Below are 19,991 nucleotides of genomic sequence, written 5' to 3' on the forward strand. Positions count from 1 at the left end.
ATGAAGGAAAAGCTTGAGGCGTTATTGCGCGCCGCCTTTGAATGCCGCGCGTCCGATGTGCATTTAACCGTCGGCGCGCCGCCGATTTTCCGCTTGAATGGGGAGCTGAAGGCATACGGCCATGAGCGGCTTCGTTTGGAAGAGACCGAACAAATGGCAAAAGCCATCATTCCGCCGCCGCTTTGGCAGCAGTTCCAAGAAGCGGGGGAGCTCGATTTTTCGTACGGCATAGCCGGCGTCTCGCGCTTCCGTTTCAATGTGTTTAAACAGCGGTCGTGCGTGTCGCTCGCTGTGCGCCTCATTCCGATGCGCATTCCGACGCTTGAGGAGCTCGGCATGCCGAGCGTCCTGAAACGCATCGCTGAAAAGCCGCACGGGCTCGTGCTTGTCACCGGGCCGACCGGCAGCGGCAAATCGACGACATTGGCGGCGATGATCGACTATATGAACAAAACGATGTCGAAGCATATCATTACGCTCGAGGATCCGATCGAATATTTGCATAAACATGGAAAATCGATCATCGACCAGCGTGAGATCGGATTTGACACCGGCAGTTTTGCTGCTGGTTTGCGCGCTGCGCTCCGCCAAGATCCGGATGTCATTTTAGTCGGGGAAATGCGCGATTTGGAGACGATTCAAACGGCGGTCACCGCCGCGGAAACGGGGCATTTAGTGTTAGGCACGCTTCATACAGCGAGCGCGCCGGCGGCGATCGAGCGGATGATTGACGTCTTTCCGCCGGCCCAGCAGGCACAGATTCGTCTCCAGCTCGCGTCCGTGCTTGTGGCCATCATCGCCCAGCGTCTGTTTCCAAACGGCCGCAAAAGCGGGCGGACAGCCGCGCTTGAGATTTTAATCAACAATGCGGCCGTTGCCAATTTGATCCGCAACAAAAAGGAGCATCAAATCGTCAACATTATGCAGACGAGCCGCAACGCGGGCATGCAGACGATGGAAATGAGCATCAAAGAGCTTGTGGCCGACGGACGCATCGATCCGCTGGCGGCTGAAGTGTATTTGGCAGGGGAGCGTGGCGAGCATGGCGCAATTTAAATACGAAGGGCGCGATCGGAGCGGACGGAAAAAGGCGGGGGTGATCGCGGCCGTCTCGCGGCGCGAGGCGGTGATCAAACTGCGGGAAAAAGGAATTCGCCCGATGGTGCTTGCCGAAGTGCCGCCGTCGGTATGGAACAAAGAAATTTCGTTCGGCCGCGCCGTGAAGCTGCAGCACTTTGTCATTTTTTTGCGCCAGTTTGCGACGCTCGTTCGTGCGGGGGTGACGATTGTCGACTCGGTTCGCATTTTAGCCGAGCAGACCGAAAGCCAATCGCTCGCCCGGGCGCTTTCGGACATCGAACAGTCATTGCGCGGAGGGAATCCGCTCTCGGCGGCCGCGGCACGCCATCCGCGCCTGTTTCCGCCGCTGTTTGTCAACATGGTGCGCGCCGGAGAGGCGAGCGGAACGCTTGACGAGACGCTTGACCGCCTTGCGGATCATTTCGAAAAAATGCATCGGACGCGGCAAAAAATCGCTTCAGCGCTCGCCTATCCGATCGCTGTCGCCATCATCGCCACGGCGGTCGTCATCTTTTTGCTTGTCGCTGTCGTGCCGACGTTTGTTGAGATGTTTGCCGATTTTGACGCCGAGCTGCCGGCGATTACGAAGTTTGTGCTCAAAGCGAGCGGCGTAATGCAGCACTACTGGTGGGCGGCGGTGTTGCTGATCGTGGGCGCATACGTATTGTTCGCCGCGCTTCGGCAACAAAAGGCAATGAAGTATTATTTCGATTACGCGGCGATGCGGCTGCCGATTTTCGGCAAACTCGTGCAAAAGGCGGCGCTCGCCCGCATGACGCGAACGCTCAGCTCGCTTGTTGCAAGCTCGGTGCCGATTTTAGAAGCGCTGTCGATCGCCGGGCGCGTCGTCGAAAATGAAGTGATCGCTTCCGTCCTCGATGAGGCGCGCACCGCCCTTGAGCGCGGCCAGCCGCTCGCCGAGCCGCTCCGCCGTCATTGGGCGTTTCCGCCCCTCGTTTCGCAAATGATCGCCATCGGCGAACAGACCGGGGCGCTTGACGCCATGCTTGGCAAAGTCGCCGACTTTTACGAAGCCGAAGTCGACGCCGGCACCGATCGGCTCAAATCGCTCATCGAACCGCTGATGATCGTGCTGCTCGCCGGCGTTGTCGGGACGATCGTCACTTCCATCATCGTGCCGATGTACGATATTTTTAATCATATCCAACAATAGACAATAAGAACATATTCCTATTTTTATTGCCTTGTTGTAGAATAATAGGGAAAACGTTCTAATTTTGTTGGAAAGGGAGAGGGAACAATGTTGAAGCGAATGATCAAAAACGAGCGCGGCCTGACGCTCATCGAACTGCTCGCCGTCATCGTCATTTTAGGGATCATTGCGGCGATTGCGATTCCGGCGATTGGGGGATTGATTGACAATTCGAAAAAAGATGCGCACGTAGCAAATGCACAGCAAATGATCAACGCAGCGAAAATCGCTGTGACGGCGGATAAGGATTTGATACCGGCGAATGGGAAGGCGAAGGCGATTTCACTTAAGTATTTAGAAGATAATGGGTATTTAGAGACTGTAAAAGATCCTGACAAAACTCAAAATGGCTATACAGAGGCCATTCCGGGGGAGAGTCAAATTACTGATGATCTTAATGTAAACGGAAGTCCAATTAAAGATGGTACTGTGAGTGAGCCGACTTCCGGGTCTTATGTTATTATCATAAATGATAATAATAAATTTTATTATCGCGTAAAACTAGTAAATGCGCAACGCGGAGTGCAAAGTCAAGAGGAAAATAATGCTGTTGCGGAAGATGATTTGAAACGTTCCGAAGTTCGTCCATAAAAGGTGTTTTACGTAGGTTAGTTTAGAAATGGTAAAGTTAAGTATTTTCCTTTACTCCCTCCTCCTCGCCTCCTTCTTTAACGTCGTCGGGCTGCGGGTGCCGGTCGGGGAGTCGATCGTCCGGCCGCGGTCGCATTGTCCGGCGTGCGGGCGGACGCTGTCGGCGAGGGAGCTTATTCCGGTTGTGTCGTACGTTGTGCAGCGCGGGCGGTGCAAAGGGTGCGGGGGGCGCATTTCCCCGCTTTACCCGCTGATGGAAGTGGCGACGGCCAGCTTGTTTACCGCCGCGCCGATGTGGGTCGGTTGGGGCGGGCGGCTTATCATCGCTTGGACGTTGATTGCGCTTTTGGCCATCATCGTTGTGTCCGACATTCGCTATATGCTCATCCCGGACCGGGTGCTTGCGGCATTTGCCGCCCTGTTTTTGATAGAACGGCTCTTCCTTCCGTTTTTGCCGTGGATGGACATGCTCATTGGCGCAGCGGCGGGGTTTTTGTTGTTGCTATTGATCGCTGTGCTGTCAAAAGGCGGGATGGGCGGGGGAGATGTGAAACTGTTTGCCGTGCTCGGGTTTGTGCTTGGCTGGAAAATGGTGTTGCTCGCGTTTTTCTTGGCGACGCTGTACGGTACGGTGATCGGGTTGATCGGCATGGCGCTCGGCCGTGTGCGGCGCGGCGTGCCGATGCCGTTTGCCCCGGCGATCGCTCTTGGGGCGCTGACGGCCTTTTTCTTCGGCGAAGTGATCGTGCGCTCGTATATACAGTTGATTACGTAAAGACGGCAGAAAGGGAGCAATCGAAGATGGCGTTATGGCGGCGAAAGGCGAAACAGGCGAACATCGTGATTAAAGATCATATGATCCGTTATGTCGAAGCGAAGCCGGGCGATCCGCCGGAGGCGAAGCGGTGGGGCGAGCGCGAGCTGCCGCCCGGTGTCATTCGTGACGGAAAAATCGTTGATGGGGAAACATTGGCGATAATTTTGGATGAATGCGTCGACGAATGGAAGCTTAGCGGGCGGCGCGTCCGCTTTGTCGTCCCCGATCCGTTCGTCATGATTCGCAGCGTGCCGCTTCCTCCTCATTTGCCGGACGATGACATTCGCGGGTATTTGTTTATGGAGCTTGGCGAATCGATCCCGCTTCCGTTTGCCGATCCAGTGTTTGACTACGCGGTGGCCGAACGGACGGAAGAAGCGCTAAACGTGCTGCTGTTTGCCGCACCGGAAGAAGCGGTGGCGGAATATGCTGCGCTCCTTGAGGACGTCGATTTGCGGCCAGTGGCGGCCGACGTGTCGCCGCTTTGCGCTTACCGTCCGTTTTACGCCGCCGGACAGGCAGCGGCGGATGATCATATTTTGCTCGTGCAGCTTGACGAATCGGCGGTGAACTTAAGTGTCTTTCACCGCCATTTGCCGCTGTTTATGCGCCATTTGCCGCTTGAGGCGCCCGGGGAGCGAACGATGCCGATCGTTGACCCGTTTGCGGAGGTGTATAAGGAAATCGAGCGGATGATGAGTTTTTATTCGTTTTCTCTCCGACAAGGAAAGCAGCAAATTACGCGCCTGTTCCTCACCGGCGACCACCCGCAGCTTGCCGATGCATTCGCCGCTTTGACAGAGCGGCTTGATGTGTCGCCCGAGCGCCTTTCCCGCCCGCTTGATCCGCTGCCGGACCGGTATCATCTCACCTGGGGGCTGACGTTGAAAGAGGGAATGAATGATGATCGTTGACATCAACTTATTGCCGCGAAAAGAGCCGCGTCATGCGCTCGGCGTCGTGTTGACGGTCTCGGTCGTGCTTTTTCTCCTCATCGGCGCCGCCGGGGGATACTGGCTGATGGAGCGTGCCAACAGCCGCCAAGCGGCGCTTGAAGCGGAACTGAAGCAAGTGCGCGCCTTGCAGGCCGCGGCAGCCGCCAAACAGAGGGACGCCGAGCAGCAGCAAGGGCGGCAAGAGCTGTCCAAGGCGGTTGAGTGGGCGAACCGCTATCCGCTCAAAACGGTGCCGTTGTTGCGCGCGCTGACAAAAGAGCTGCCTGAGCGCGGATTTGTCATGAATTTTGCTTATGCCGACCGCCAGACGGTGACGATGACGGTTCAGTTTGACACCGCCGAAGAAGCGGCGTATTATTTAGCCCGGTTAGAGGCGTTGGACATAGTCGAAGAGGTGAAGCTGACAGGGGTTTCTGCCAGCGGTCCAAGCGGTGAAGTTGAGACGGAAATGACTGTGCCGCGCTACATGGCGCAATACGAACTAAAAATCGGCCAAGCCGAAAAAAAGGAGGCATCGCCATGACCGGTCGCGTAAACAAATGGCTAGCCGTTTCCGTTTTGTTGCTGCTGGTTGCCGCCATCGCCGCTGCGTTTTATGTTCTCTTGTTGGCGCCGCGCTACCAGGAAATCGATCGGCTCGCCGCCATAGTGCAAAGCGAGAAAAAAGTGCTCGCCGCCATGGAGCAAAACATTTCGCCAAAGGAAGGAGAGGCGTTGGAAAGCCTCGCCGCGCTGCAAAAAAAAGTGCCGGTCCGCCCGCTCACCGACCAGCTGTTGCTTGAGTTTCAAAAGGCGGAATACGTCTCGGACAGCGTGCTGTTAAACGTTCGTTTTTCCGAACAAGCGCAGGGGAACGGAGAGGAAAAGGAGGACGCCCCAGCCGGCATTGAGACGGTGAGCGCGCAGCTGACGGTTCAGTCGCCATCGTATTACCAGCTTGAGCAGTTTTTACAAACGTTAGAGCGGGCCGAGCGCATTATGGCCATTGAGTCGCTCACGTTTACCGGGCAGCCGGAGTTGACCTCAACGGCGACCGATGTCCAGCCGTTGACGTATTCGTTAACCGTACGCGCCTTTTACGCGCCGCAGCTTGAAAAATGGAAGCAGCTCTTGCCGGTGCGGGATGTGCCGCCGCCAAGCGGCAAGGACAATCCGTTGACGGAAACCGCGCCATCAGTGAGCCCGTAGCCAGCCGGGGAGAGCAGCATGCTGATTCGGACAAAGCGCGGAATGACGCTCATTGAATTGTTGGCCGTATTGGTGATCGTCGGCATTGCGGCGGCGGTTGCCGTCATCGCCATGCTTGCTGTGGTGGAAAAGGCGCGCGAGCGGGCGTTTGTTTCCGATGCGTATAGTTTGTATGAGGCGGCGCGGCTGTATGTCGGCGCAGAAAACGTCGAGTTTTTGCCAGCTCGTTCATCGGCGGTATTGTCCTACAGTGAACTAGTGGAACACCGCTTGCTTCACCCGATCCGAGATCCGTTTACCGGGAACGTACTATCCATAGAGACGAATCCGTCGTACGTGCTCGTGACGAAACAGGAAGACGGCGGGATCGGCTATGCGGTTTGTTTGAAAGGGGAGACGAAGCAGCTTTGCGATTACGGGGGACGCGAACAGCCGATTCCTGTCGAGGCGTTAACAGGCGAAGCGATTCGTGACCGATGATGTCGGAAAATGAAGAAAAGAAGCAGGAGCAAGACGACAAATGTCTTGTTCTTTTTTTTTTCGTTTATGGTAAGATGGGCGAAAGAAATCGAAGCACGAAGAAGGATGGTGACAAAATGGACAAGCAGCGCCCGGGCATTACGGTGAACATTAACGGACATCCGCGGCCGTTTACGATCAAGCGCCCATCAGAAGGGAATCAGCCGGATGAGCCCAGCGGACACCGACTTGAAGACCGCCCGTCTGCAGATTTCGGCAATGACGGACCACCGGACGACCGTCACCATGCACGCTCGTTCCAAGCGGACAGCCGACAAACGGATGAACGACAAAGGAGCGCTCGGCAAATCGGCGAACAAGAGGCGGAAAAGCAGGCGTTTGACACAGCCAAAGAGGAAGAAGCAGCCGCCCTTGAAGAGGCGGACGAACGAATCGTCCCGATTTCAGAAGCGATTCAAAAAAAGAAGAAAGCCTGTCAAACAAGGCGGTTGTGGCGGCTGCCGCCGCATGCCAAGTCGCTGTTTTTGGCGGCGGCGATTGCCGCTGTAGTCGGCATGGCGTTTGGCATGACCATGCTTCGCCTCATTCCGAAGGAAAAAGCGGAGCCGTCGCCGGCGGCTGAAGCGATGACAGAACTCGCCGAAGCGGGCATAGCGACGGGCGGCGAACGTGCCGAAAGCATAATGCCTGAGCCGTTTTCGATCGCGGTGATCCAAGCGGGGGTTTATTCCGATACGAAGGCGGCCGCGCGGGCGGCGAAATCGATCGAAGCGGCGGGCGTGCCGGTCGTCGTCGTCGGGCAAAAGCCGGCGGCGCTTTATATTGCGGTCGGCGCGGATAAGGAAGGGCTGCGGGCGGTCAACGACAAATACCGCAAGGCTGTGTCGAGCACGTACGTGAAAGAGCTGTCGTTCGCCCCTGAAGCGAAGGCGCGCCAGTCGGATATCGTGCGAAAAGGAGAGGCGCTGTACGGAGACATGGCCGCGCTCTCTGCCGCCTTGCTTGCCGGCAAAGGTGCAAGCGAGGAGGAATGGCAGGCGCTAAGCAAGGCGTACGGTTCATTGGAAAAAAGCGAAGCGACAAACAACAAAACGGTCCGGAATTATGTCGAAGCGTTAAAACAGGCGTATTTGGCGCTTGCCGCCTACAAAGAAAATCAAGACGAAGCATTGCTTGGCAAGGCCCAGCAGCAGCTGCTTGAGGCGCTAAGCGTGTATATGGAACTTGTGCCGCCGCGGAGCTGAAAATGGCTCCGTTTTTTCTTTTTTTGCTCTTTGATTGTGGAAAATTGCCTTTCCGTGAAAAGTTTGCTACGATACAAATGAATCTTCCGAACCGAAGCGAAGGAAAGGAGAATGTACAATGCCCCCACGGCTCGTGCTTGCTTCCCGCTCCCCGCGCCGCAAACAGCTCCTCGAGATGACCGGCTGGCCGTTTGATGTGCAAGAAAGCCAAGCCGATGAGACGATCGCTCCCGGAACGCCTCCCGATGAAGCTGTTCAAACGCTTGCCCGCCGGAAAGTCGAGGCGGTCGCATCATCTATATCCGATGCGTACATTCTTGGCGCTGACACGATGGTTGTGTACGGTGATCGCTTTTTAGGGAAGCCGTGCACCGCCGAGGAAGCGTTTCATATGTTGCGCCTTTTGTCTGGAAAGACGCATGAGGTGTGGACCGGTGTCGCCATTGCAACGCCGGACGGGGAAGCGGTGTCGTTTGCGGAAAAAACGGCGGTGACGTTTTGGGAGTTAAGCGAAGAAGAGATCGCCGCCTACATTGCGACCGGGGAGCCGATGGACAAGGCGGGGGCGTATGGCATTCAAGGCCGGGCCGCCCTGTTTGTCAAACGGATTGAAGGCGACTACTTCACTGTCGTCGGTCTGCCGCTGTCGCGGACGGTAAGAGAACTGCGCCGGCTCGGTTGGCCTCCGCCAGAAGCGTAGGAGCGAAAAACGCGGACGGCTGGCCGCCGGGGCTTTGGACGGACTGAATAGGGCCTGCAAGCGGGCTTTGCTCCCCGGTGGAAGGGGAGACGATAATCATAGAAAAGGGGAGATAGGATGGCGTGGATGATTCGCGATGTACCGAGAGACAGCCGGCCGCGTGAACGGTTGCTGTCATCAGGGCCGGAAAGCTTGTCTGACCATGAGTTATTGGCGATTTTGCTGCGCACCGGGACGAAAGACGAGTCGGTCGTGCAGCTCGCCCAGCGTCTTCTTCGTCATTTTGAAGGACTGAGGTTGCTGAAAGATGCGACGGTGGAAGAAATGACAAACATCAAAGGAATCGGGCCGACGAAAGCGGCGCAAATTTTGGCTGCGCTTGAGCTTGGCCGGCGCATTCACCAGTCCGGCTACAATGACCGCTATGTGATCCGTTGCCCGGAGGACGGGGCCAAATACGTGATGGAAGATATGCGCTTTTTATCGCAAGAACATTTTGTCGCCATTTACTTGAATACGAAAAACCAAGTCATCCACCGCAAAACGGTGTTCATCGGCAGTTTAAACGCCTCGATCGTCCATCCGCGCGAAGTGTTTAAAGAGGCGATCAAACGATCCGCCGCCTCAGTCATTTGCGTGCATAACCACCCCTCTGGCGACCCGACGCCAAGCCGCGAGGACATCGATGTCACAAAGCGGCTCGCCGAATGCGGGCGCATGATCGGCATCGAGCTTCTTGACCATCTCATTATCGGCGATCAAAAATTCATCAGTTTGAAAGAAAAAGGCTATGTCTAACGGTTCTCATTTTTTGTCGAATCAGGTATAATATCAATTATGAGTTTTTCCGAATCCGTTTGGGCGGTGCTGTGCAACTTATAAATGACTGACATCCGACCAATTTTGCCAATATAAAGATGATATGCATTTCGTTTCGGAAAGGAAGATCAACAATATGTTTGGATTTGGAACAAAAGATCTCGGGATCGACTTAGGGACAGCGAATACGCTCGTTTACGTAAAAGGAAAAGGAATCGTGCTCAGAGAGCCGTCCGTCGTTGCCATTCAGCGCGATACAAAGCAAATTGTCGCCGTCGGCAATGAAGCGAAAAACATGATCGGGCGCACGCCGGGCAACATCGTGGCGCTGCGGCCGATGAAAGATGGCGTCATTGCTGACTACGAGACGACAGCGACGATGATGAAATACTATATCCGCAAAGCCATCAAAACGAAAGGACTGTTCGCTGGCAAGCCGTATGTGATGGTATGTGTGCCGTATGGCATCACAGCGGTCGAAGAGCGGGCGGTCATCGATGCGACGCGCCAGGCCGGAGCGCGCGACGCGTATACGATTGAAGAGCCGTTTGCCGCGGCGATCGGCGCTAACTTGCCGGTATGGGAGCCGACCGGCAGCATGGTCGTGGACATTGGCGGCGGCACGACCGAGGTGGCGGTCATTTCGCTCGGCGGCATCGTGACGAGCCAGTCGATTCGCATTGCCGGCGATGAAATGGATGAGGCCATCATTCAATACATCCGCAAAACGTACAATTTGATGATCGGTGAGCGGACGGCAGAGGCGATCAAAATGGAAATCGGCTCTGCCGGAAATCCGGAAGGGATCGGCAAAATGGAAATTCGCGGCCGCGACTTACTGACCGGGCTGCCGAAAACGATCGAAATTAGCGCGGAAGAAGTGGCAGAGGCGCTGCGCGATACCGTTTATGCGATCGTTGACTCGGTGAAAAACACGCTCGAAAAAACACCGCCGGAGCTGGCCGCCGACATTATGGACCGCGGCATTGTGTTGACAGGCGGCGGGGCTTTGCTGCGCAATTTGGACAAAGTCATCAGCAAGGAAACGGACATGCCGGTCATCGTCGCTGAAAATCCGTTGGATTGCGTGGCGATCGGCACCGGCAAGGCGCTCGACCATATTGACTTGTTTAAAAACAAGGCGAGAGACCATCGCTGACAGTAAGAAGGTGCTGATGCATGCCACAGTTTTTCGGAAATAAGCGCCTCATTTTTTTGCTTGTCAGCATTGTCATTCTTGTCATGTTGATCGGCTTTTCGCTGCGCAGCCGCGAGGAACTGACGTGGCCGGAGCAGTTTATCAAAGACACTGCCGGTTTTGTTCAGCTTCTGTTTGGGAAGCCCGCACAGTTTGTCGCGGGCTTCTTTGAAAATGTGAACGACCTCCGCCATACATATGCGGAAAACGAGTTGTTGAAAGCAAGGCTTGAAGAATACGCGGCGCTGCAGACAGAGGTCGAAGCGCTGCGCCAGGAAAATGAGCGGCTGCGCGCGCTGCTTGATAAAAAGGAGAGCTTGCGCGATTTTATTCCGATTCAGGCGACGGTGATCGGACGAAACCCGGACCGCTGGCGGGAGACGATCATTGTCAACAAAGGCGCGCAGCACGGGGTGAAAAAAGATATGGCGGTCATTACCCCGGCTGGGCTCGTCGGCAAGGTGCAGCACGCTTCGCAATTTACGTCCACGGTGCAACTGCTGAGCGCGCTTGACCAAAACAACCGCATTTCCGCTTACGTCCAAGGGAATGAAAATGTATTCGGGTTAATCGAAGGATATGATGAAAAGCGGCGCGAACTGTTGCTTGGCGAAATTCCGATTGACGCCAAGGTGAAAAAGAAGCAAAAAGTGTTGACTTCCGGCCTCGGCGGCGTGTTTCCGAAAGGATTGCCGATCGGCGAAGTGACCGAGGTCAAGCCGGATCAGTACGGACTGACGCAAGTCGTCTATGTCAAGCCGTTTGCCAACTTGTATGATATTGATGATGTGATGATTGTGAAACGAAAAATCGATGCGGCACTGCAAGAAGAGGAGGAGGCAAAGTGAAAAAGTGGCAGCTCCCTTTCCTTGCGGTGTTATGTTTTGTCAGCGAAAGCATTTTTGTTGATGTGTGGCCGAAGGGTGACGTATATGTCCGCTATTTTTTTGTTCCCCGTTTTTTTCTCATTTTTTTAGTGCTGACGGCTGTGTATCTCGGTGGGACGCGGGCGATGGGGTACGGGTTCGTTTTCGGGTTCCTGTACGATTACGTCTATACGGAGCTGCTTGGCGTTTACGCGTTTGCCTACACGCTCATCGCCTATGTAGCGGGCAAAGCGATGAAATGGTTTCACCAGAGCTGGCTCGTTGTTTTTTTGCTGTCGCTGTCGGCCATTGCGTTGCTTGACAGTTACGTGTACGGCATTCAGCTGTTGATCGGGCGGACGGATTGGCCGTTTTCCGTTTTTTGGGATCGTCGTTTATGGCCGACGTTGCTGGTAAACATCGCGTTTTTTCTCATCTTCTCGTACCCGCTCGGACGGTGGCTGGCAAAAATTCGCCGGTTGGAGCAGGAAGAATAAAAGAGGAAAAACGGCCCGTTCTGTAGAATTATTCGTTGGGGTGAACGTTGTGGCAAAACAAAAGCAGCAGTACGTGACGATTAAAGGGACGAAAGATGGGCTGACGCTGCATCTTGATGACCGTTGCTCGTACGACGATTTGTTGAAAGAGATCGAGGAGCGGCTCGTCAAACACTCCGGCGTCGCGCCCAACAGCCCGCTCGTCTCCGTCCATCTGAAAGTCGGGAACCGCTACTTGACGCCCGCCCAAGAGGAGGAGTTGCGTGCGCTCATCCGCCGTTCGAAAAATTTGGTCGTCGATTCGATCGAAAGCAATGTGATGTCGAAAGCGGAAGCGATCGAATGGATACAGAAAACGAAAATCGTCACTGTCTCGCGTATTATTCGTTCCGGGCAAGTGCTCCATGTGGAGGGGGATTTGCTGCTGCTCGGCGATGTGAACCCCGGCGGAACGGTCATTGCCGGAGGCAACATTTTCATCCTCGGCGCCTTGCGCGGCATCGCTCACGCCGGATATGCCGGAAATAAAGAGGCGATTATCGCCGCGTCGGTGATGAAGCCGATGCAGCTGCGCATCAGCGATGTCATGAATCGTGCTCCCGATTACAAAACGGACGAAGGAAATGAGATGGAATGTGCCTATATTAATGAACAGAATCAAATTGTTGTCGACCGCCTGCAGCTGCTCATGCATTTGCGGCCGAATTTGACGCGCTTAGAAAGGAGAATGTAACCGTGGGAGAAGCGATCGTCATCACTTCCGGGAAAGGCGGCGTCGGCAAAACGACGACGACCGCGAACCTTGGAACGGCCCTCGCCATTTTAGGGAAGCGGGTGTGCCTTGTCGATACGGACATCGGGCTGCGCAACCTTGATGTCGTATTGGGGCTTGAAAACCGAATTATTTATGACTTAGTGGATGTCGTCGAAGGGCGCTGTACGGTGCAAAAAGCGCTTGTCAAAGATAAGCGGTTCGATAACCATTTGTATTTGCTGCCGGCGGCGCAGACGAGCGATAAATCGGCGGTCAATCCGGGGCAGATGAAAGAGCTGGTTGAGCAGCTGAAGCAGGAATACGATTATGTGCTCATCGACTGCCCGGCCGGCATTGAGCAAGGATACCGCAACGCCGTCGCCGGCGCGGACGAGGCGATCGTCGTCACGACGCCGGAAGTGTCAGCGGTTCGCGATGCCGACCGCATCATCGGCCTGCTTGAAGCGGAAGAGCACGTCAAGCCGCCGCGCCTCATCATCAACCGCATCCGCAGCCATATGGTGAAAAGCGGCGATATGCTCGATGTCGATGAAATTGTCATGCATTTATCGATCGAACTGCTCGGTATTATCGCCGATGATGAAAACGTGATCAAGGCGTCCAACCGCGGCGAGCCGATCGTCCTTGACCCGAACAGCAAAGCGTCGATCGCCTACCGCAACATCGCCCGCCGCATCCTCGGCGAGTCGGTGCCGCTGCCGCCGCTTGAGGAAGAAGAGAAAGGATTGTTCTCGAAGATTCGAAAAATATTTAGTTTAAAGTAGGGGAATGGGGGCAATTCCGTGGGGAAATTGCCCTTTTTGTTTTGTCCATCGCTTGCAGAAGTGCGGCCGGCGGGCAGGCGCTGACATAACAGGATCCGGAGGGACAAGGAGACCGTGGGGACTCGGTCTCTTTTTTATTGATCGCAGGGCTGACGGAAACGTTGTCTTTGGAAAATGGTTCAAAACCGGCGTCCTCCTTTGACGACAACGGGCCTGCGGCTATAGCGATCGGCTCGACAGGACGCGGCAAAAAACGCTTGCTCATATTCAATGAGGTTGTCTCATAAATTAGTACAAACGTCGTTAGAAAGGTGGAGGGGGGACGTATGGACCGACGCGTTCGGGAAATGAAAAAACGGATCGAAAGGCGGCGAAAAGAGCGCCAATATCGGTCAAACAAGCGAAAGGAGCCGGAGTGGGGGATAGCGGACGAGGAGCGGTACGGGCTGCCGGTCGTCACGTATGACCGCTATTCGTTTGAATCAGAGTCCCATCCGCTGTTTCGCAAAGAGTGGTTTCTCTTCAAAACGCTCATCGCCGCCTGCCTCGTGTTAGTGACCGCCATTTTGTTCAAACATCCGTCCGCTTCGCTTGAGCCGGCACGGCAGTTTGTCGCGCGGACGATGGAAACGGAATTTCAGTTTGCAGCTGTCTCGGCTTGGTATGAAAAGACGTTCGGCGAACCGCTCGCCTTTTTTGCGCCGAAAAAAGAGACAAAAACGGAAACAGCGTCCTCATACGCGGTGCCGGTTTCCGGCCGAGTGCTCGAAAGCTTTGACGAAAATGGCCAAGGGGTGATGATCGAAACCGTGAGCGAGGCGAAAGTCGAAGCAATGAAAGAAGGGATCGTTACGTTTGCCGGCACGAAAGAGAAGCTCGGAAAAACGGTCATCATTCAGCACGCGGACGGCAGTGAAACGTGGTATGGCCATTTAAGTACCATTTCTGTCAAACTGTACGATTTTATCGAAATGGGGAAAGAAGTCGGCACCGCCCAGGCGAGTGACAAAGATAAACAGAAAGGACTGTTTTATTTTGCCATTAAGCAAGGGGATAAATTTATCGATCCGATCCAGGTGATTTCCTTTGAATAAGTATCTCGGGCTGCTTGGAAAGTTGCACGTTCATCCGTTGCTATGGCTGATCGGCGGCATGGCGGTATTGACCGCCCATTTTAAGCAGCTTTGTTTGCTGTTTTTCATCGTGCTCATTCATGAGCTTGGCCATGCGGCGGCAGCGGCGTTTTTTTCCTGGCGGGTGAAGCGGATTTTGCTGCTGCCGTTCGGCGGAGTGGCAGAAGTGGAGGAACATGGAAACCGCCCGTTCCGTGAAGAGTGGATCGTGACGCTCGCCGGGCCGGCGCAGCATCTTTGGCTGACGGCGGCGGGGTTTTTTTTATGGGAGGCCGGCTGGATGGATGACGGAAGTTGGGAGCTGTTTTTCCGTTATAACGCGGCTCTGTTTAGTTTAAACTTGCTGCCGATCTGGCCGCTTGACGGTGGCAAGCTGCTGTTTTTGCTTTTGTCGTACCGCCGCCCGTTCGGCGAGGCGCACCGGAACATGGTTGCCATATCAGCGGCTGTGCTGGCGGTCAGCATCGTCCTTTTGCTTGCATTCGCACCGCGCCAGCTTGATTTATGGGCGATCGCCGCCTTTTTAGCGCATGCGCTTTGGCAAGAGAAGAAACAGCATCCATATGTGGTCATGCGCTTTTTGCTTGAACGGTATTACGGGAAAAAGGGCGATTACGCAAGGCTGCAGACGATTACCGTTCCGGCGGATGAGCGCATCTCCGCCGTGCTGCAGCGCTTTTACCGCGGGCAAAAACATGCGATCGTCGTCGTACGCGACGGCCGCGAACGGACGACACTTGATGAAAACGAGCTGCTGCACGCGTTTTTTGCCGAAAAGCGGACCGATGCGCCGCTTGGCGCACTCATTTATTGATGACGGCTGGCCGTTCGAACCGTTTCATTGTGTCCCACGGTGGGGGAAGATGACGGTTGACGGCTGGCTGTTTCTATGTTACGATAGATGACGTTGTAGACTTTTTGTCCCTTAACGGGGCAAAAGAGGGCGGCTGTCGCAAAAGGACGCACCCGTACTACAACCGCTCAGCGCGGGTTGTGAAGTGTTCCGACTGGAACCGCCTTGACGCTGGCGAGTCTGAGTCCATGAAGGAGGTGCGAGGCATGTACGCAATCATTGAAACTGGCGGCAAACAATTGAAAGTAGAAGAAGGCCAAGAAATTTACATCGAAAAACTGGATGCCAATGAAGGCGATACGGTGACGTTTGACAAAGTGCTGTTCGTCGGCGGGGAAACGGTAAAAATCGGAAACCCGACGATCGAAGGTGCAACGGTCACGGCGAAAGTGCAAAAGCACGGCCGACAAAAGAAAATCATCGTCTTCAAATATAAAGCGAAAAAGAACTATCGCCGCAAACAAGGCCACCGTCAGCCGTACACGAAAGTTGTCATCGAAAAAATCAACGCGTAAGCGATGATCCGCATTACGATTGAGCGAGAAGCGGACGGCCGCATTCGCGCATTCACGATGGACGGGCACGCCGAGTTTGCCAAGCGCGGGCAAGATATCGTCTGCGCCGGCGCTTCGGCCGTTTCGTTCGGCACCATCAATGCCATCGAAGCGCTTGCCGGCGTTCGCCCGCACGTTTCGCTCGGCCAAGACGGAGGCTATCTTCGCTGTGAGCTTCCGAAGCTGGAAGAAGCAGCGACGGCAGAGAAAGTGCAATTGTTGTTGGAAGCGATGGTCGTCTCGCTAAAGACGATCGAACGCGACTACGGGAAGTTCATCCGCGTGACATCTATCTAGCAGGAGGTGACTACCATGCTGAGACTCGACTTGCAGTTTTTCGCTTCGAAAAAAGGGGTCGGTTCGACGAAAAACGGCCGTGACTCGATCGCGAAGCGCCTTGGCGCAAAGCGCGCTGACGGTCAGTTTGTGACGGGCGGCTCCATTTTGTACCGCCAACGCGGAACGAAAGTTCATCCAGGCTTGAACGTCGGCCGCGGCGGCGATGACACGCTGTACGCGAAAATTGACGGCATCGTCCGCTTCGAGCGGCTCGGCCGTGACCGCAAACGCGTCAGCGTCTACCCGGTCAGCCAAGAAGCGTAACTTGTTTCAAAGAAAAAACTCTAACCACGTCGGTTAGAGTTTTTTCTTTTTGCTCTTGAAAAATCGTTCCCGTTTGTTGTCAGAAAATGCTATAGTAAAAGTAAATGTCCTCTCGACGAAGGGGAAGATGAAGAAAAGGCGGTGCGGGCCATCGCACCGCACGAATAGGGGAGCAGTGAATGGATAAGCGATGGACGGTCGTTGAAGTGATGCGCCATGCCCGCCATGACTGGCTGAACAAAATTCAGCTCATTAAAGGTCATTTGGCGCTCAATAAAATCGAGCGGGTGCAAGAGATCATCAATGGCATTATCGGCGAGATGCAGCAGGAAACCCGGCTGACGAACTTGAAGGCCGAGCGGTTCGCCGAACTGGTCATGACCTACAACTGGGAGCCGCGCCCGATTTTTCTTGAGTATGAAGTCACAGGCGGCGAAGCGGATTTGTCAATGTATGACGAACGATTGACCGAATGGTGCTGCGGCTTTCTTCACCTGCTGGAGATGCAGGCCGACAGACAGACAGAAAACCATGTATGTTTGTCGATCGAGCTGTCTTACGGGCGGGCATCGCTGTTTTTTGATTATCGCGGCGCGTGGCAGGACGGTGAGGCCGTCCGCGCTTGGCTGGAACGCTGCGAGCCGGCGCCGCCGCTTCGTCTTGTATCGTTTGCCGTCGGCACCGAAGAGTTGACCGTGGAGCTCGAGCTGCTGTTCCGCCCCGGCGGGCCTTATTCTTAAGCACATATTGACAGCATTGAATCGGCGCTGTATACAATAATAAGTATTAGTGACACTAATTTCGCCATGATGGAAGCGAATCGGAGGAACAGCTATGTTTGTCGATCAAGTGAAAATTTATGTCAAAGGCGGGGACGGCGGCAACGGCATGGTCGCGTTCCGCCGTGAAAAATATGTCCCGAAAGGCGGGCCGGCCGGCGGCGACGGCGGCAAAGGCGGCGACGTTGTGTTCGTCGTCGATGAAGGGCTGCGGACGTTGATGGATTTCCGCTACCAGCGCCATTTTAAAGCGCCGCGCGGCGAAAACGGCATGTCGAAAAACCAGCATGGCAAAAATGCGGAAGACTTGCTTGTCAAAGTGCCGCCCGGGACGGTGGTCATCGATGCCGATACGAACGAAGTGCTCGCCGACTTGACGGAAGAAGGACAGCGGTTTGTTGTCGCCAAAGGCGGACGCGGCGGGCGCGGCAACACTCGGTTTGCGACCGCGGCCAATCCGGCCCCGGAAATCGCGGAAAACGGCGAGCCAGGCGAAGAGCGGAACGTCATTTTGGAATTAAAGCTGCTTGCCGATGTCGGTCTTGTCGGGTTTCCAAGCGTCGGCAAATCGACATTGCTGTCGGTCGTTTCCGCGGCGCGCCCGAAAATTGCCGAATACCACTTTACGACGCTCGCGCCGAATTTGGGTGTTGTCGAAACGGAAGACGGCCGCAGTTTTGTCATGGCCGACTTGCCGGGGCTGATTGAAGGCGCCCACGAGGGAGTCGGTTTGGGGCATCAGTTTTTGCGCCATATTGAACGGACGCGCGTCATCGTCCATGTCATCGACATGGCTGCGGTGGAAGGGCGCGACCCGTACGACGATTACGTCGTCATCAATGAGGAGTTGAAGCAATACAATTTACGCTTGACGGAACGGCCGCAAATTGTCGCTGCCAATAAAATGGACATGCCAAACGCCGAAGAAAACTTGCGCCGTTTTCAAGAGAAAGTCGGCGAGGCGGTGCCGGTCTTTCCGATTTCGGCCGCGACAAGGCAAGGGGTGCGCGAGCTGCTGTTTGCCATTGCCGATCTGCTCGAAACAACGCCGGAGTTTCCGCTCTATGAACCGGAAGAGCCGGCGGTGCAGCGCGTCGTCTATAAGTATGAGAAAGAGAAGCCGCCGTTTACGATCACCCGCGGCAGCGACGGAGCGTTTATTCTATCTGGCGATAAAATCGAAAAGCTGTTGAAAATGACCGATTTCTCGCGCGAAGAATCGGTGCGCCGCTTCGCTCGCCAGCTGCGGGCGATGGGAGTCGACGACGCGCTGCGCGAGCGCGGAGCGAAAGACGGGGACACCGTCCGATTGCTCGATTACGAGTTTGAGTTTGTCGACGACTGGGATGAACGGTAAAAGCGGGGGAAGGTGCGGTGGAAAAAAAGTTTTATTTAGTGCGTGAAGACGTCTTGCCGGAAGCGATGAAAAAAGTCGTGCTCGCTAAGCAGCTGCTTGAGCGGAAAAAAGCCGCCTCGGTCGCCGAGGCGGCGCAGCTTGCGAACATTAGCCGCGGCGTCTTTTATAAATACCGCGATGCCATTTTTCCGTTTCAAGCGGTGACGAAAGAAAATATCGTCACGTTGTTTTTTCATTTGGAAGACCGCTCAGGCACGTTGTCGCGGCTGCTTGGCGTCGTGGCAGCGGCCGGCTGCAACGTGCTGACGATCCACCAGACGATCCCGCTGCAAGGACGGGCGAACGTGACACTTTCCGTCAGCACAAACGATATGCATGAAGACATTGATGAACTGTTGACAAAGCTGAGAGGGCTCGAATTTGTCGAAAAAGTTGAAATTGTTGGTTCAGGAGTGTATTAAAGCAAGGGAGAGGCAAACGTGATGAGAATCGGCTATTTAGGACCGAAAGCGACGTTTACCGAAGCGGCGGTTGCGGCGCTATTTCCATCAGAGCCGCGCGAGCCGTATGACACGATTCCCGACTGCATCGACGCCGTCGCCGTTGGGGAAATTGCGGCGGCGGTTGTGCCGCTTGAAAATGCGTTGGAAGGATCGGTCAATTTAACGCTCGATTATTTGATCCATGAACAGCCGCTGCCGATCATCGGTGAAATTGTCGTCCCGATCGAGCAGCATTTAATGGTGCATCCGTACTATGCGCCGCATTGGCGCGAGATTAAAGAAGTGTATTCACATTCGCACGCCATTGCTCAGTGCCGCAAGTTTTTACATACGGTGCTCAAAGGGGCGAAGCAAGTGCCGATGACGTCAACGAGCGCCGCCGCCAAATTTGTGAGCGAACATCCGCACTTGCCGGTGGCGGCGATTGCCAATCGACTGGCAGCGAGGGAATACGGTTTGACGATCGTGCAGGAAAACATTCATGATTACGATTACAATCATACGCGCTTTATCGTTGTCAGCCGAAGCGGACAGCCGCTTTCGCCGGATTCGCCGCTTTATGCCGGCGACAAAACGACCGTTGTCGTCATGCTGCCGCAAGACCAGCCCGGTGCGCTCCACCAAGTGCTGTCGGCGTTTGCTTGGCGGCGGCTGAACTTGACGAAAATTGAGTCGCGCCCGGCGAAAACGGGGCTCGGCAACTACTTTTTTATCATTGACATCGACGCGCCGATGGATGACGTCCTCATCCCAGGGGCGATCGCCGAAATTGAAGCGCTCGGCTGCACAGTGCAGCTGTTGGGCAGTTATCCGTATTATTTTGTCTAAAATGAATGGTGAAAAAACGGAGAGAGGGGCTGACCCAAAAGTCCGCCAAAAAGCGGACTTTTGGAGTCAGCCCCTTTTTCACTGCGATATCGAACTTTGTCATTCTATAATCCCGCATTCTGTTTGAAGACAGTCGGCCTTGTTAAGTCAGCCTCTTTCCCATCACTGTGAACCATTTCGCCTGATGGCAGTG

25 protein-coding genes and 1 other annotated feature are annotated in these 19,991 nt (G+C 54.9%); all 25 genes read left to right on the forward strand.

All coding sequences use genetic code 11. The annotated features are described in order from the left end of the window. The gene (locus tag B9L21_RS02850; RefSeq protein ID WP_063165122.1) at positions 1–1,056 is read left to right on the forward strand and encodes a type IV pilus twitching motility protein PilT; all 1,056 of its coding nucleotides are present in this window, start codon (positions 1–3) and stop codon (positions 1,054–1,056) included. Continuing rightward, positions 1,043–2,254, forward strand: a complete 1,212-nt coding sequence (locus B9L21_RS02855) for a type II secretion system F family protein (protein WP_063165123.1) — start codon at positions 1,043–1,045, stop codon at positions 2,252–2,254. The genes B9L21_RS02850 and B9L21_RS02855 overlap by 14 nt, the downstream gene beginning before the upstream one ends. Positions 2,255–2,341: 87 nt before the next feature. Next, positions 2,342–2,884: a prepilin-type N-terminal cleavage/methylation domain-containing protein gene (locus B9L21_RS02860; RefSeq protein ID WP_063165124.1), complete on the forward strand. Its 543-nt coding sequence runs from the start codon at positions 2,342–2,344 to the stop codon at positions 2,882–2,884. 28 nt (positions 2,885–2,912) lie between these two features. Then, a complete protein-coding gene (locus tag B9L21_RS02865; RefSeq protein ID WP_063165125.1) occupies positions 2,913–3,659 on the forward strand; it encodes a prepilin peptidase in 747 nt (248 codons plus the stop codon). A gap of 26 nt (positions 3,660–3,685) precedes the next feature. Then, complete coding sequence (pilM, locus tag B9L21_RS02870) at positions 3,686–4,615, forward strand: type IV pilus biogenesis protein PilM (RefSeq protein ID WP_063165126.1); 930 nt, start codon at positions 3,686–3,688, stop codon at positions 4,613–4,615. Beyond that, positions 4,605–5,180 (forward strand): PilN domain-containing protein, encoded by a 576-nt coding sequence (locus B9L21_RS02875; protein ID WP_063167292.1) that lies wholly within the window; start codon positions 4,605–4,607, stop codon positions 5,178–5,180. The genes pilM and B9L21_RS02875 overlap by 11 nt, the downstream gene beginning before the upstream one ends. Then, a complete protein-coding gene (locus tag B9L21_RS02880) occupies positions 5,177–5,845 on the forward strand; it encodes a hypothetical protein (RefSeq protein ID WP_063165127.1) in 669 nt (222 codons plus the stop codon). Before B9L21_RS02875 ends, B9L21_RS02880 begins: the two co-directional genes overlap by 4 nt. An 18-nt stretch (positions 5,846–5,863) precedes the next feature. After that, positions 5,864–6,325, forward strand: coding sequence for a prepilin-type N-terminal cleavage/methylation domain-containing protein (locus B9L21_RS02885; protein WP_063165128.1), 462 nt, complete (start codon positions 5,864–5,866; stop codon positions 6,323–6,325). A gap of 116 nt (positions 6,326–6,441) precedes the next feature. Then, positions 6,442–7,569 carry a hypothetical protein gene (locus B9L21_RS02890; RefSeq protein WP_063167293.1) on the forward strand — a complete coding sequence of 376 codons (1,128 nt, stop codon included), beginning with the start codon at positions 6,442–6,444 and terminating at the stop codon, positions 7,567–7,569. A 118-nt stretch (positions 7,570–7,687) separates the two neighbouring features. Next, positions 7,688–8,269 carry a Maf family protein gene (locus B9L21_RS02895; RefSeq protein ID WP_063165129.1) on the forward strand — a complete coding sequence of 194 codons (582 nt, stop codon included), beginning with the start codon at positions 7,688–7,690 and terminating at the stop codon, positions 8,267–8,269. 117 nt (positions 8,270–8,386) lie between these two features. Next, positions 8,387–9,067 (forward strand): RadC family protein, encoded by a 681-nt coding sequence (gene radC / locus B9L21_RS02900; protein WP_063165130.1) that lies wholly within the window; start codon positions 8,387–8,389, stop codon positions 9,065–9,067. A gap of 157 nt (positions 9,068–9,224) precedes the next feature. Beyond that, positions 9,225–10,247 (forward strand): rod shape-determining protein, encoded by a 1,023-nt coding sequence (locus B9L21_RS02905; RefSeq protein WP_063165131.1) that lies wholly within the window; start codon positions 9,225–9,227, stop codon positions 10,245–10,247. Positions 10,248–10,267: 20 nt separating this feature from the next. Beyond that, on the forward strand, positions 10,268–11,134 hold the full coding sequence (gene mreC / locus B9L21_RS02910; RefSeq protein WP_063165132.1) for a rod shape-determining protein MreC: 867 nt from the start codon (positions 10,268–10,270) through the stop codon (positions 11,132–11,134). Further along, on the forward strand, positions 11,131–11,649 hold the full coding sequence (gene mreD / locus B9L21_RS02915; RefSeq protein ID WP_063165133.1) for a rod shape-determining protein MreD: 519 nt from the start codon (positions 11,131–11,133) through the stop codon (positions 11,647–11,649). The genes mreC and mreD overlap by 4 nt, the downstream gene beginning before the upstream one ends. Before the next feature lie 40 nt (positions 11,650–11,689). Further along, positions 11,690–12,382 (forward strand): septum site-determining protein MinC, encoded by a 693-nt coding sequence (gene minC, locus B9L21_RS02920; protein WP_063165134.1) that lies wholly within the window; start codon positions 11,690–11,692, stop codon positions 12,380–12,382. Positions 12,383–12,384: 2 nt separating this feature from the next. Then, complete coding sequence (minD, locus tag B9L21_RS02925; RefSeq protein ID WP_063165135.1) at positions 12,385–13,188, forward strand: septum site-determining protein MinD; 804 nt, start codon at positions 12,385–12,387, stop codon at positions 13,186–13,188. Positions 13,189–13,514: 326 nt separating this feature from the next. Next, positions 13,515–14,282 carry a M23 family metallopeptidase gene (locus B9L21_RS02930; protein ID WP_063165136.1) on the forward strand — a complete coding sequence of 256 codons (768 nt, stop codon included), beginning with the start codon at positions 13,515–13,517 and terminating at the stop codon, positions 14,280–14,282. After that, entirely contained in the window at positions 14,275–15,135 is an 861-nt protein-coding gene (locus B9L21_RS02935) for a site-2 protease family protein (RefSeq protein WP_063165137.1), read from the forward strand. The genes B9L21_RS02930 and B9L21_RS02935 overlap by 8 nt, the downstream gene beginning before the upstream one ends. A gap of 151 nt (positions 15,136–15,286) precedes the next feature. Continuing rightward, positions 15,287–15,366, forward strand: a sequence feature (ribosomal protein L21 leader region). A 14-nt stretch (positions 15,367–15,380) separates the two neighbouring features. Further along, entirely contained in the window at positions 15,381–15,689 is a 309-nt protein-coding gene (rplU, locus tag B9L21_RS02940; protein WP_063165138.1) for a 50S ribosomal protein L21, read from the forward strand. 3 nt (positions 15,690–15,692) lie between these two features. Then, the gene (locus tag B9L21_RS02945) at positions 15,693–16,025 is read left to right on the forward strand and encodes a ribosomal-processing cysteine protease Prp (RefSeq protein ID WP_063165139.1); all 333 of its coding nucleotides are present in this window, start codon (positions 15,693–15,695) and stop codon (positions 16,023–16,025) included. Between the two features lie 15 nt (positions 16,026–16,040). After that, complete coding sequence (gene rpmA, locus B9L21_RS02950; RefSeq protein WP_008881065.1) at positions 16,041–16,331, forward strand: 50S ribosomal protein L27; 291 nt, start codon at positions 16,041–16,043, stop codon at positions 16,329–16,331. A 179-nt stretch (positions 16,332–16,510) separates the two neighbouring features. After that, positions 16,511–17,071, forward strand: coding sequence for a sporulation initiation phosphotransferase B (locus B9L21_RS02955; protein WP_063165140.1), 561 nt, complete (start codon positions 16,511–16,513; stop codon positions 17,069–17,071). A 94-nt stretch (positions 17,072–17,165) separates the two neighbouring features. After that, positions 17,166–18,467, forward strand: coding sequence for a GTPase ObgE (obgE, locus tag B9L21_RS02960; protein ID WP_063165141.1), 1,302 nt, complete (start codon positions 17,166–17,168; stop codon positions 18,465–18,467). A gap of 17 nt (positions 18,468–18,484) precedes the next feature. Beyond that, a complete protein-coding gene (locus B9L21_RS02965; RefSeq protein WP_063165142.1) occupies positions 18,485–18,928 on the forward strand; it encodes an ACT domain-containing protein in 444 nt (147 codons plus the stop codon). A gap of 21 nt (positions 18,929–18,949) precedes the next feature. Continuing rightward, the gene (pheA, locus tag B9L21_RS02970) at positions 18,950–19,798 is read left to right on the forward strand and encodes a prephenate dehydratase (RefSeq protein ID WP_063165143.1); all 849 of its coding nucleotides are present in this window, start codon (positions 18,950–18,952) and stop codon (positions 19,796–19,798) included. The last annotated feature ends 193 nt before the right edge of the window (positions 19,799–19,991 follow it).

The sequence above is a fragment of the Geobacillus uzenensis genome (assembly GCF_002217665.1).
GTDB lineage: Bacteria > Bacillota > Bacilli > Bacillales > Anoxybacillaceae > Geobacillus > Geobacillus subterraneus.